This window comes from Winogradskyella wichelsiae (assembly GCF_013403925.1).
Taxonomy (GTDB): Bacteria; Bacteroidota; Bacteroidia; order Flavobacteriales; family Flavobacteriaceae; genus Winogradskyella; species Winogradskyella wichelsiae.
In genome coordinates this window covers 197,741-210,701 of sequence record NZ_JABFDJ010000003.1, presented here as the reverse complement: position 1 = coordinate 210,701, position 12,961 = coordinate 197,741, and the positions used below count along the sequence as shown (strand labels likewise).

10 protein-coding genes and 1 pseudogene are annotated in these 12,961 nt (G+C 34.2%); 9 read left to right on the top strand and 2 right to left on the bottom strand.

Translation table 11 applies throughout. From position 1 onward, the window contains the following. Positions 1 to 178: 178 nt before the first annotated feature. The 6 genes from HM985_RS08195 (at position 179) to HM985_RS08170 (ending at position 6,927) form a co-directional block, all read left to right on the top strand. On the top strand, positions 179 to 1,732 hold the full coding sequence (locus HM985_RS08195) for a DEAD/DEAH box helicase (protein ID WP_179375790.1): 1,554 nt from the start codon (positions 179 to 181) through the stop codon (positions 1,730 to 1,732). A gap of 90 nt (positions 1,733 to 1,822) precedes the next feature. After that, positions 1,823 to 2,272, top strand: a complete 450-nt coding sequence (locus HM985_RS08190; RefSeq protein WP_179375789.1) for a KTSC domain-containing protein — start codon at positions 1,823 to 1,825, stop codon at positions 2,270 to 2,272. Between the two features lie 29 nt (positions 2,273 to 2,301). After that, positions 2,302 to 3,852 (top strand): SDR family NAD(P)-dependent oxidoreductase, encoded by a 1,551-nt coding sequence (locus HM985_RS08185; RefSeq protein ID WP_179375788.1) that lies wholly within the window; start codon positions 2,302 to 2,304, stop codon positions 3,850 to 3,852. Positions 3,853 to 4,131: 279 nt separating this feature from the next. Beyond that, positions 4,132 to 5,250, top strand: coding sequence for a DEAD/DEAH box helicase (locus HM985_RS08180; protein ID WP_179375787.1), 1,119 nt, complete (start codon positions 4,132 to 4,134; stop codon positions 5,248 to 5,250). A gap of 309 nt (positions 5,251 to 5,559) precedes the next feature. Next, positions 5,560 to 6,549: a UDP-3-O-(3-hydroxymyristoyl)glucosamine N-acyltransferase gene (gene lpxD / locus HM985_RS08175; RefSeq protein WP_179375786.1), complete on the top strand. Its 990-nt coding sequence runs from the start codon at positions 5,560 to 5,562 to the stop codon at positions 6,547 to 6,549. Between the two features lie 186 nt (positions 6,550 to 6,735). Continuing rightward, entirely contained in the window at positions 6,736 to 6,927 is a 192-nt protein-coding gene (locus HM985_RS08170; RefSeq protein WP_179375785.1) for a cold-shock protein, read from the top strand. 102 nt (positions 6,928 to 7,029) lie between these two features. Here the strand turns inward: HM985_RS08170 and HM985_RS08165 are convergent. Continuing rightward, a pseudogene (locus HM985_RS08165) lies at positions 7,030 to 8,421 on the bottom strand (NAD-dependent succinate-semialdehyde dehydrogenase). A gap of 238 nt (positions 8,422 to 8,659) precedes the next feature. Between HM985_RS08165 and HM985_RS08160 the strand changes: the two are divergent. From HM985_RS08160 to HM985_RS08150, 3 genes are all read left to right on the top strand, one after another. Beyond that, positions 8,660 to 9,166, top strand: coding sequence for a peroxiredoxin-like family protein (locus tag HM985_RS08160; protein ID WP_179375784.1), 507 nt, complete (start codon positions 8,660 to 8,662; stop codon positions 9,164 to 9,166). Positions 9,167 to 9,236: 70 nt separating this feature from the next. After that, complete coding sequence (locus tag HM985_RS08155) at positions 9,237 to 10,115, top strand: YihY/virulence factor BrkB family protein (RefSeq protein ID WP_179375783.1); 879 nt, start codon at positions 9,237 to 9,239, stop codon at positions 10,113 to 10,115. Positions 10,116 to 10,286: 171 nt separating this feature from the next. Further along, positions 10,287 to 11,477 (top strand): CynX/NimT family MFS transporter, encoded by a 1,191-nt coding sequence (locus tag HM985_RS08150; RefSeq protein ID WP_179375782.1) that lies wholly within the window; start codon positions 10,287 to 10,289, stop codon positions 11,475 to 11,477. A gap of 721 nt (positions 11,478 to 12,198) precedes the next feature. On the opposite strand, the gene HM985_RS08145 is transcribed toward HM985_RS08150, so the two are convergent. Then, complete coding sequence (locus HM985_RS08145; RefSeq protein WP_179375781.1) at positions 12,199 to 12,798, bottom strand: DUF6642 family protein; 600 nt, start codon at positions 12,796 to 12,798, stop codon at positions 12,199 to 12,201. Positions 12,799 to 12,961: the final 163 nt, after the last annotated feature.

Here is a 12,961-nt window from a genome sequence, read left to right as displayed (position 1 = left end):
TAAATATATCTGTTTTTAATGCTGTTACATACAAAACAATGCTTTCAATAAAGAAAAAAAGGATATTACAATTAAACAATATAAGTTCATTTTATCGAGCATCTATTGGGGTGAAGCTTTTTTTGTGAGCTAAAGTGTTGTAAATTTGCAGCTTCATTAAATCTTCGAAACTAAATTTATGTCTGAAGCAAGAGAAGCTGTTCACGAAAAAAAAACGGATAAAGAATTATATGACTATCAACAAGGTGCGATAAGTCAGATTTTTGAAAAGTTTGATACGGAACGTGATGATTATCACTTACTTTACCAATTACCAACAGGTGGTGGTAAAACCGTTATTTTCTCTGAAATGGTACGTCAGTATTTAAAACACCATAACAAAAAGGTGTTAATTATGACGCACAGAGTTGAGCTTTGTAACCAAACAGCTAAGATGTTGAATGGTTTCGGTGTGACTAATAAAGTGGTGAATAGTAAGGCTAATTTAGATGATCAAGGTGATTATTCTTGTTTTGTAGCCATGGTTGAAACTTTAAACAATAGACTGAATGATGGTATTTTGGATATATCTGATGTTGGTTTGGTAATTATTGATGAGGCACATTACAATTCATTTACGAAGTTATTTAAGTTTTTTGAAAAATCATTTATACTAGGAGTAACTGCAACACCTTTAAGTTCTAATAAGGAGTTACCAATGAAGGATAATTACGATGAGCTTATTACAGGTGAAACGATTGAAAACCTTATAGAAAATGAGTTTTTGGCTAGAGCAGAAACGTATGCTTATGATATGGGATTAACCTCTTTAGAAGTTGGTTCTAATGGAGATTATACTGTAAAATCTTCAGAAGATTTGTACTCGAGCCCTTCAATGTTACAAAAGCTAGTGGATGCTTATAAAAAGCACTCATTAGGGAAGAAGGCATTAATCTTTAATAATGGTATTAATACGTCTATTAATGTATACTATGCTTTTAAAGAAGCAGATTTGCCCGTAATGCACTTAGATAATACGGCAACAAAGAAACAACGTAAGCAGATTTTGCAATGGTTTCATGAGACTCCAGATGCTATTTTAACTTCAGTAAGTATTCTAACAACAGGTTTTGATGAGCCTACAATTGATACCATTATATTAAATAGAGCAACAAAATCATTAACGCTATATTACCAAATGATTGGTCGTGGATCTCGTATATTAAATAATAAATCGAAATTTACAACTATTGATTTAGGTAATAATTTACATCGATTTGGTCCTTGGGGAGCAGATTTAGATTGGCAGACTATATTTAAGTCTCCTAACTTTTATGCAGATCGTATTAAAGATGATGATTCAATAGAATCTAACTTTAAGCATGATTTGTCAGACGAAGTTAAAGAAGAGTTCTCTAAATCTGAAGACACTTATTTTGATATCAAGCAAACTTACAAAGATGCTGTAGACGCTGGTGAATCTTCAAAAGTAGTACTTGAGCGCTCTATAGAACATCATGCTAAAATCTGTATTGAAAATAGTGAAGATGTATACGATGCCTTGGCTTTAGCTAAATTGCTAAAAGATGACATTAATCAACGTATAGAAACCTATGCTAAATGTATCAGTAGAAGTACTTATAACTTCTTAAAATGGTTAAAAGATGATTATCAAAAGAAACTAAGTTCGTATTTAAGAACTAATTTTGATGAAAAGTTTGAAGAAATTCACGGGTTTCCGCCTGAAGATTAAGGAAATATTGAGTTGTATTATTAAACATAATAAATTAACTCTAGTTTAATAAAATAGCGTAATTTCGCGCCTCAAAATAAAGCACTTAACATGAAACGCATAAACCAGTACAAAAAACTCTTTTCTGTAGAGGGTTCTCTAGATTTAAAGACCTTAAAGAAAACATATAGAAATCTTGTAAAAGAGTGGCATCCAGATAAATTTCAAGATGGTGATGCAGGACAAGAAGAAGCGGAATTAAAAAGTGTTGAGATTATTGACGGTTATCATTTCCTAGTAAGTATTGCACCAGAAACTAAGGCTGCAAATTTAGAGGAATACACCAAAACCATTATGCAGTCTAGTATTGTAGACTTTCAACATAAAGGTTTGTTATTAGAAATTACATTTTTAGATGGGGCAACTTACGAATATTTTGGAGTGCCTAAAAATGTATTTATCAAGTTTTTAAATTCAGATAAACAAATGCGATTTGCAAGACGTAGTATCTTCAACTCGTACACTTACAGAAAGTCTAAGAAAGAAACTCAAGACGCATAAGTTAGAGTAGAAGTAGTCCTTATATAGTTATGAGCCACGATAAATCCGATAAATCAGAAGAAATCTCAGCAAAAGAGATTGAAAGTTGTATTTCTATTTTAGAACGATTAATTGCTGATACAGATCAAATTTTCGAAATCCCAAAAGAACAGCGTACCGCTTTAATCAAAGCTTCGGGTCTATTATCACGCCCAAGTAGAGAAGAGTTTTCGCGTCGTAAAAAGGATGGAAAAAAAGCAGCGAAAAGAAAACAAGCTGCTCGTGATAAAAATGCTCGTAAGGAAACAGGGATTAGAAGTGCAAGAGAATCTCATGTCTTTGTAGCTCCTAAATTTTTACCTGAAGCCGACTTAAAAAAGAAGGATCAATTTGAATTAGAGTCACCTAGAAACTGTTACGTTTGTAAAACGTTATTTACTAAGTTGCATCATTTTTACGACACCATGTGTGAAGAATGTGGTGATTTTAACTACGCTAAACGTTTTCAAACCGCAGATGTTAAAGGTCAAGTAGCTGTAATTACAGGTTCTCGTTTAAAAATTGGTTATCACATTACTTTAATGTTATTGCGTGGTGGGGCAACTGTGATTGCAACAACACGTTTTCCTGTAGATTCTGCCTTGCGTTTTTCTAAAGAGGAAGATTTTACAGAATGGGGACACCGTTTAAAAATTCATGGTTTAGATTTAAGACATATACCAAGTGTAGAGATTTTCTGTAATTTTATAGAACAACGCTACGAAAGGCTTGATATTCTTATTAATAATGCGGCACAAACGGTTAGAAGACCTTCTGGTTTTTATAGCCATTTAATGCCAAATGAAGAACGACCAATTGAAGCGTTGCCTAAATTTGCACGCGATTTACTAAATGATCATAGTGAATGTTTAGTGGAATTAAAAGAGTTAACGTCGGGTGCTTCTCCTAATAAAAACATGCCAGTAACTTGGCATGGACCAGAACCAGGAATAGGTTTAAGAGCTTCGGCTAAATTATCTCAAATTCCTTATAGTTTTGATAATACTTTGGTGTCACAAGAAGTCTTTCCGGAAGGAGAATTGGATGCCGATTTACAACAAGTTGATTTAAGAAAAACCAACAGTTGGAGATTAAAACTAGGTGAAATTGAAACGACTGAAATGATTGAAGTTCAGTTGGTTAATTCTGTTGCGCCATTTGTATTGTGTAACCGTTTGTCTGAGGTGATGAAAAAGAATCCTACAGGTCAAAAACACATTATTAACGTTTCTGCAATGGAAGGGAAATTTCATTCTTTCTTTAAGGAAGATCGTCATCCACATACCAACATGGCAAAAGCCGCTTTAAATATGTTAACGCATACGGCAGCAGGTGGTTTAGCTAAAGAAGGTATTTATATGAATGCCGTTGATACGGGTTGGGTAACTGACGAAGATCCTGCAGAATTAGCAAAAAGAAAACAAGATTTACACGATTTTCAACCCCCTTTAGATATCGTAGATGGAGCTGCACGTGTTATGGACCCTCTTTTTGATGGTATAAATACCGGAAAACATTGGTCTGGAAAATTCTTGAAAGATTACCGACCTATTAGCTGGTAATTGAAGTTTAAAATGACATAAAGACTTAAATTGAAATGTCTGTTCGCGTGATTTTTATCCCGATAGCTTTTGGGATAAATAGTGTATCGAGAACAAATCTGAGTAAAATTCTTATTCTCAATATTAATTTCACTCATATTAAATCGTAAATTCACTCGAATTGAAGATTTTTATTAAATAACTTTACAGAGCAACATCTGAAATAATAGTATGTATTTTCGGAATTAAATAATGCAATATCCAAAGTACAAATTACCTTTGCATCATAATAAAAAAATCATGAAAACATTTTCAGAATTAGGGATTCATAAATCCTATATAAAAGGTTTAAAAGAACTTAACATTGTAGACCCTACAGAAATACAAGAAAAAGTAATTCCTATTTTATTAGCATCTAAAACCGATTTAATTGGTTTAGCTCAAACAGGAACAGGTAAAACAGCTGCTTTTGGTCTACCTGTTTTGCATTCTATAAATACAAAAAATTCTGAAGTTCAAGCTTTAATAATTGCACCTACACGAGAGTTGGTGCAACAGATACAAAAGCAATTGTTTCGTTTTACTAAATATATTGACGAGAAGATTTTCTCAGAAGGTGTTTATGGAGGTGAAAAGATGGACAAACAAATTAAAGCTTTAACCAGAACGACACATATTATAGTAGCTACACCGGGGCGTTTACTAGATTTAGTAGAACGTGGTGCTGTTGATATTTCTAACGTAAGAACGTTAATTTTAGATGAAGCAGACGAAATGCTAAGTATGGGGTTTAAAGAAGATTTGAACAAAATATTAGCCTATAATACTAAAAGACGTAATACATGGTTGTTTTCTGCAACGATGCCCGAAGAAATTAAGCGTATTGTAAATACTTACATGTCACCAAATGCTATTAAGATTGAGGTGAATAAAAATGCTTTGGTAAACGAAAATATTTCTCACCATTACATACATACTAATATTAAGGAAAAGTTGAATATGATTATCCGTATCCTAGATAAACGTCAGGAAGAACGAGGAATCATTTTTTGTAGAACAAAAGCAGGTACTAAAGCTTTAGCATTGCAATTACAAAACGAAGGTTTTGCTGTCGATGCTTTAGAAGGTGATATGCAACAAAAAGACCGTGATAAAGTTATGCGTGCTTTTAAGAATGAAAGTCTTCAAATCTTAGTATCAACAGATGTTTCGGCTCGTGGAATTGACGTTAATAATTTAGGTTTTGTATTACACCACCAATTACCAGAACAATTAGATTATTACACACATAGAAGTGGAAGAACAGCAAGAGCGGGTAAAACAGGGCAATCTATTGCTTTAATTATTCCTGGAGAAATGCAGAAAGTAATTGATATTCAATCGGCATTAGGAATTACATTTAGAGAATTAGCTATTTAATGATTATTTAAATTTAATTATTTATAATATAGATACTTAAAAGAGGTTAACTAAAGTTATAGTTAATCTCTTTTTTTTATTTAAATAAGTAATTTTAGTATTAAGATTTTATCTTTAATAGACTTTAAATTAGTCGTAATATATACGATATATAATTTTGTTATTCCTGTTGAAGTAGAAATCCATAGATAGTCTACCTCTAAATTATTTAAGAGAAAGAACAACACTTGAAGATTGCATTACTTTGTTTGATTTTCGAATTTAAATATTACCTTGTGTCTTTATAAACTATATATATTATTTACATCAATGGTATCACTTTCAATAGAAGACATTAACGCCTTTGTTAACGGCGAAGTTGTAGGAACAACAACACATAAAATTACTGGACTAGAGCAGATTCAAAAAGCAACAGAAAATCAGGCAACCTTTATTGGTAATCGTAAATTTGCAGCGCTTTGGAAAGATTCTAAAGCAAGTTTAGCCATTATTAATGATAACATTGATTTAGAACCTGGAGAGAATCGTGTATTGATTAAAGTTAAGAATGCCGATTTAACAATGGCCAAATTATTAGAGTCATTTACACCTGCAACACCGCATTTTGAAGTTGACATTCATCCATCGGCTACTATTGATCCTTCAGCCAAAATAGGTGACGGCAGTAGAGTTGGGGCTGGTTCTTATATCGGTAAAGATGTTGTACTTGGTAATAACGTTACCATTTATCCTAATGTTACTATTTTAGATGAAACGACGATTGGAGATCATACGGTCGTTTGGTCTGGAACCGTTATTAGAGAACGTTCTGAGATTGGCAGCCACTGTATATTTCATAATAATGTAAGTATTGGAGCTGATGGCTTTGGGTACCGCCCAAGTGATGATGGTAGAGGCTTAGTTAAAATTCCACATATCGGAAATGTGGTTATTGGTAATGCCGTAGAGATTGGTGCAAACTCTTGTGTAGATCGTGGTAAATTTAGTTCTACAATATTAGGAGATGGTTGCAAGATTGATAATTTGGTTCAAATAGCACATAACTGTGTGCTTGGTCGTTCTTGTATTATGGCAGGAAGTTCTGGACTTGCAGGTTCTGTAACGCTAGGTGATGGTGTAATGATTGGAGGTTCTGCTTCTATAAAAGATCATACTACAATTCATTCTGGAGCTACCGTTGGTGCTGGTTCTGGTGTTATGAATGATGTTGCTGCAGGAAAAACAGTGTTGGGTTATCCAGCCGTAGATTCTAGAGAAATGTTAAAACAATGGGTGGCGCTAAGAAAGTTAGCACGCTAGATTGTTGATTTTTAAATCGTAATATCAAGTCAAATAACGATTCTATAGTGCGTTTGCATCATTAGACATCGTTGTTAACTATATGATGTTATATTTATAAGTGTTTCGAAAGATTTTTTTAGAAAATTCAATTATTGGCACTATATTTGAAAACTATTAAGTAATTATTAAATAAAACATAATACAATGAGTACAGGAACAGTAAAATTCTTCAACGATGACAAAGGATTCGGATTTATAACAGAAGAAGGTTCAAACAAAGAACATTTTGTCCATATTTCTGGATTAATCGATGAGATTAGAGAAGGTGATGAAGTAGAATTCGAATTAACAGAAGGCAAAAAAGGTTTAAACGCAATAAACGTAAAAGTTATCTAATATAACGATTAACCTTAGTTACAAAAGCCCATCACTTAAGTGATGGGCTTTTTATATGCACGCTATTGATAGGCATGCTATTCAAATACTATTCTTTATGAATTAGCCTATCATAATTGATTTTGCATTAACAAATTCTTTCATACCAAATCCGCCGTGCTCTCTACCAAACCCAGAGTCTTTTACACCACCAAAAGGCATGTTAGGATAAGCTGTACCAAATTTATTGATAAAGACCATTCCTGTATCGAAATGTTTTTCGGCTAGCATAATGGCGTGATCGACGTCTTTAGAGAAAATGCCTCCTCCCAGTCCAAAACGACTATCATTAGCGATACGCATAGCATCCGCTTCGTCTTTGGCTCTTATTAATGCTGCCGCAGGTCCGAATAACTCATCATCGTAAGCAGGTTGTCCGCTGGTTACGTTTTCTAAAACCGTTGCAGGGTAAAAGAAGCCTTCACCATCTGGTATTTTACCTCCACAAAGTAGTTTCGCTCCATTTTCAATACTTCTTTCAACTTGTTCATGTAAGGTGTCTCTAAGGTCTTCTCTTGCAATGGGGCCTAATTTGGTGTCACTATCCATAGGGTTTCCCATTTTAAGGTTTTCCATAGCCTTTACAAAAGCGTCTTTAAATTCATCATAGACGGCATCAACCACCACAAATCGTTTGGCAGCAATACAGGTTTCGCCATTATTATAGATACGCCCCATAACCGATGTTTTGACTGCCAATTCTATGTCAGCGTCTTCTAAAACAATATAGGCATCATTACTTCCTAGTTCTAGGACTGATTTCTTTAAGGCTTTTCCTGCTTTTTCACCAATAATTTCACCAGCTTTAGGACTTCCTGTTAAGGTGATTCCTCTAACGTGTTTATTCTCAATTACTAAATCCGATTGGTCGTGATCTATAAGTAAGACGCTGAATAAACCTTCTGGTAATCCTGCGGCTGTAAAAATAGATTCTAATAATTTGGCTGTTCCTGTTACATTGGCAGCGTGTTTTAATAAAATGCTATTTCCTGCCATTAGGTTTGTAATAGTGTAACGGATAACTTGATACGATGGGTAATTCCAAGGTTGAATACCATAAATAACACCAATGGGTGCGTAGGTAATGATGCCTTTACTGCCATCTTGTAGTTTTCGTTCTTCATTCTTAAGGAATTCTGAAGCATTATCAGCGGAATAATCACAAATACCAGCACATAAATCCACTTCTTGCTGACTCTGCTTTAGGAGTTTTCCCATTTCATTGGTCATAAGTTCTGCCAATTCAGGTTTATAATTTAGTAATTCCTTACCTATAGCTTTGATAATTTTACCACGCTAATCGAAAGATTTTGTTTTCCAATCTAAAAATGCTTTATGCGATTTATCAATGGTATTTTTAACCGCCTCATCTGTCATATAGGTATATGATGTTAAGGTTTTGCCGGTTGTAGGGTTTATAGTTGTAATGTCGTTTTTAACTGCAGTCGTTTTCATAATTCGCTTTCTTTTTTTATTTACTTCAAAGGTCCATATCTATTAAGGAAGTTATTAACGGTATCCTTAATAATATTGACGTATATAAAATAGGGGACTTAGCGCGGTGTTTTTTGTGTGTTTTAGCTTTCGCATTAATAGAATTTGCAAACGAGACAACATGTGCGCCACATAATATCTAATTTAGAGCATTCCGATATTGGAATTAAAATTATTGAATCATAAAAAAGAAAGAGACATGTTAAAACCAAGACAGAAAACACCAGATTTAACCATAAATTTAACGAACGGAACAGAGTGGACGTTAAGCAAACAAGATCCAGAAGCGTTTACTATGATTATTGTTTATCGAGGTCTTCATTGTCCGGTGTGTAAAAAATACTTAGAAGAGTTACAAACTAAATTACCAAAGTTTAAAGAGCTAGGTGTTAATGTTGTAGCGATAAGCAGTGAAACTAAAGAATTAGCTATAAAAACAACTAAAGAATGGGAGATAGGAGATGTACCATTAGGTTATGAGTTCCCTATAGAAGACGCTAGAGATTGGGGCTTATATATTTCAAAAGGTATAAAAGATGAACCTGAAACATTTATAGAACCTGGTTTGTTTATTATTAGACCAAATCAAGAATTGTATTGCGCTTCTATACAGACCATGCCGTTTGCAAGACCAGAGTTAGATGATGTTATTAATGCCATTAAATTTGTATTAAATAAAGATTATCCGGCTAGAGGAGAAGCTTAATCCATAGTATCACTTTATACATACGTAAAGTCTTTCATTAGGCTTTACGTATTTTTTATTATTAGAATATATGACTGAAAAGCCCAAGTTTAAAATACAACATTTACCTCAATTATTAGTTGCGTCAGCCAAATCGTGGTTTGATGGAGAGCCCTTTCAGCGGAGTGCAGTTGTGGCTTACTATGCTGTTTTGTCGCTGCCAGCCCTAGTGATTATTATACTAAAAGTTGTTGGTAGTTTTTGGGGAGAAGAGCTTGTACAAGGAGAATTGCTTGGCGAAATCTCACAAGCCATTGGGCCTGATGCCGCAGATGCCATAAGAACAATGATTGAAAACCAAAGTGGTGAGCAAACAAACATTTTTGCAACCATTATTGGTATTGGAACCTTACTGTACGGTTCTACAGGGGTTTTCTTTCAGTTACAGTCGGCATTAGATACCATTTGGGAACAAGAACCTTCTTATAAAAATAACATTATTGCCACATTAATGAGTCGTGTAAAAAGCTTTGGGTTTATACTAATCTTAGGTTTCTTATTGTTAACTAGTTTTGTATTAACGTCATTATTAAGCACCTTTAGTAAACAACTCAATCGGTTTTTACCCGATAACTTATTTGATTATCTGTTTGTTGTAGATTTTTTAGTCTCTGTAGGTTTTGTTTATTTATTGTTTGCAACAATGTTTAAATATTTACCATCGGCCAAGATTAAATGGAAATCTGTAAGAACAGGTGCTGCGTTAACAACGTTTATGTTTTTAATTGGTAAATATCTGTTGGCTTTATATTTTAATACCATGGAACCTGGGTCTACATACGGAGCTGCGGGCTCAATCATTCTAATTATGCTGTGGGTATCATATTCTTGTTTAATCTTATTATTTGGTGCACATTTCACCAAGCAATATGCCGACCAATATGTAGAAGGAGACTATATTACGGGGTAATTATTGGTTGGTTTTCTATTTTTTGTGAGGCTATTGTAATAGTATAATCAATAAGGCTGCTTCTCAAAACAAACGCCTATTTTTGCTGTTTTTTTTAAGGTATTTCAATGCATTACGAAAACCTATGAACCTTCGCAATAATTCGACGTTTTGTAGCTCTTATTAAATATTATGGCAAAATTAGATCAAAATGGATTAAGTAAAGGATCCCGAACGCTACTGCTTGTCGGTGTACTATTCGTTTCTATAAATTTAAGACCTGCACTTTCTAGTATTGGACCTTTAATAGATATGATTCGTTTAGAGGTTAAACTTTCAGATACTTTATTAGGGTTACTAACCACTTTGCCATTATTGGCGTTTGGTGTAGTTTCTACCATGACCGCTTTATTTACCAAGCGTTTTGGCATTGGAAAGACGCTTTTAGGCGCTCTAATATTACTCGCCGCAGGACTTATAATTCGTTCTGCGGGTGGTGTTTTCCCTTTGTATTTAGGAACTATTATTTTAGGCATAGCGATAGCATTTGGAAATGTATTAATACCTGCATTAATTAAACGAAACTTTCCTCATAAAGCAGGCTTTGTCACTAGTTTATACTCCGGAATTATGTCTCTAGGGGCTGCTTTTGCGGCAGGCTTAAGTGTGCCATTGGCAGTAGAAATGAATCTTGGATGGAGAGGCTCGCTGGGGTCTTGGGCCTTATTAGCCATTTTTGCCATCATTATTTGGATTCCTAATATTAAGCGAATTAAACGTTTACCACCAAAACGGAGTTTTAAAGTCGCTATAAAAAAGTTAAGTGGTTCAATGCTGGTCTGGAAAATGGCCTTTTATATGGGCCTTCAATCTGCTGCATTTTATATTATTTTAGCTTGGTTGCCAGCCATACTCATTGATCGTGGGTTTGATGCGGCGTATGCAGGGTGGATGCTATCCTTATCTCAAGGCACCGGAATTATAGGGGCTATTTTGGTGCCTGTTTGGGCAGGCTCACGTAAAGATCAGCGTTTGGTTATTTTTTCTTTAGTTGTGATTGAACTTATTGGCTTAATAGGATTATTGATACCAGGAATCGGAATGGTTGAACTTTGGGTTAGCCTTATAGGCATCGTTATTGGTGGGACATTTGGGTTGGCTTTATTGCTTATTGTTTTACGATCGGATGATGCAGAAACCGCAGCAGAACTTTCGGGTATTGTACAATCTATTGGCTATTTAATTGCTGCCACAGGGCCTTTTATTGTTGGTGTAATTTATGACTTAACACAGGTATGGAATTATGCCATAATTTTATTAATAGTCTTAGCCATTGCCAAACTGGTTACGGGTATCGATGTAGGTAAAGACCGAAAAGTTTAAAGTGATCTTAGGTTGTAATCAATGTTCATCAATACGAGGTAGTTGTGTATAATGAGATGATCTCTCATGGTTTCTTTTAAAAGTATTTTACATAATATAAATTATAGGACATTTAGTAATAATAGAATTATAGGGGTATTGTAGCTTTATTAAACGGCTTATTGTTTTTTAGATCTGTAGTTGTAATGCTTTTTCAGCCCAAAGTATCACTTGATTATAATCTTCGAGAATTTTTATTGGAACTTCTTGAAAAGATGCTGCCAGAGTATTGCTTGTAAATAACTTTAATGGTTTTTAATCTGCTTTGGTGTTATGCTCAATATTGGTTTGGTCTATTTTAAAGTATAACGTTTCTTTTGTGATGCCATGCATGGTTGGTTTTGTTTTAAGCATTTTATACGTGTTGTTTTGGCGCTTCAAATATGTGATCTCTAAGCATGTGGTATGTGCCACATTTGCTGGTGTACTATTTATATTTATACTTTGCAATTGCAGACTTATATGCTGATGATCTATTTTACATAATAACAGTTGGCCTTTTACATCAACACCTAATACATTACTGTTTGGGAATTCCGTAAAGTGTTCATTTTTATCGAATTACTATGTATTAGTGCTTCACAGAACTCTAAATATCTTAGCTTTTTAATAGCCTTTTAATAGCCTTCACAACAAACTTTGGTTGACATGCAGTACCCAAACACTTTGTAAGCCACAGCCTTTAATAATACAATCTAAAATCTAGTAATTTGCAGACGTTATAATGCCTTTGGTGCAATTCTTCTACAACCGCTAACAGATCATCATCGTCTCTAAATAAATTAAAGAAAACTTCATCAAGTTTTGTGCTCGCTATGTCATTATAGGGATGTCCATAGCCCGAAATCGCTTTGGCCCCCGTAATATCTAAAAAATATTGTGCTTCTTCCTCATCTAAATCTAGAATTTTAGCATTAGAGAAATGTAAAATCTTACCGTCTAACTGGCCTTCAAAGAGTTCTGCAATTTCTTGTAAACTATAATAGTAGTCATTTAAACAAATATTGTTGGCTTCCCCCCTAATCACTAAATAGATAATCTCATAGGCCTTAAAGTGATGATCGTCTAATACCAAAGCGTTTAAGCTCTCCTCTAGCCCTTCAATAGTGTCGCAGGTCTTATAGATACTGGCTATGCCGTAGTTTAGGGCCAATTGTGCTAAGTTGTTTTGTGCTTCGGTTACCGTGTTGGTGTCTACATCACCAACGCCTTCTAAGCAATAAATAAAGTAATCGGTTTCTGTAAGCTGTTCTTGGGGTAATTGTGGTCTTTTTTCTAGCAAGCGTCTTAATTTAGGCAGCGTTTATAAGGCACAAAATTAAAACAATGCTTTTAATCTTTTTAGGGGTTTGGGGGGATTTTATGACGGATTGTATCAATCTGCTTCTAAAATACAAGTTGCTGAAGCTTTTAGAATTATCAATTCTATGTATTTGTTCGTGAAG

What these genes read in the sequence shown, in the direction of transcription:
- HM985_RS08160 (WP_179375784.1), top strand. Translation starts at nt 8,660, where the DNA reads ATGTTAAAACCAAGACAGAAAACACCAGATTTAACCATAAATTTAACG.
- HM985_RS08180 (WP_179375787.1), top strand. Translation starts at nt 4,132, where the DNA reads ATGAAAACATTTTCAGAATTAGGGATTCATAAATCCTATATAAAAGGT.
- HM985_RS08150 (WP_179375782.1), top strand. Translation starts at nt 10,287, where the DNA reads ATGGCAAAATTAGATCAAAATGGATTAAGTAAAGGATCCCGAACGCTA.
- HM985_RS08185 (WP_179375788.1), top strand. Translation starts at nt 2,302, where the DNA reads ATGAGCCACGATAAATCCGATAAATCAGAAGAAATCTCAGCAAAAGAG.
- HM985_RS08170 (WP_179375785.1), top strand. Translation starts at nt 6,736, where the DNA reads ATGAGTACAGGAACAGTAAAATTCTTCAACGATGACAAAGGATTCGGA.
- HM985_RS08195 (WP_179375790.1), top strand. Translation starts at nt 179, where the DNA reads ATGTCTGAAGCAAGAGAAGCTGTTCACGAAAAAAAAACGGATAAAGAA.
- lpxD (WP_179375786.1), top strand. Translation starts at nt 5,560, where the DNA reads ATGGTATCACTTTCAATAGAAGACATTAACGCCTTTGTTAACGGCGAA.
- HM985_RS08155 (WP_179375783.1), top strand. Translation starts at nt 9,237, where the DNA reads ATGACTGAAAAGCCCAAGTTTAAAATACAACATTTACCTCAATTATTA.
- HM985_RS08190 (WP_179375789.1), top strand. Translation starts at nt 1,823, where the DNA reads ATGAAACGCATAAACCAGTACAAAAAACTCTTTTCTGTAGAGGGTTCT.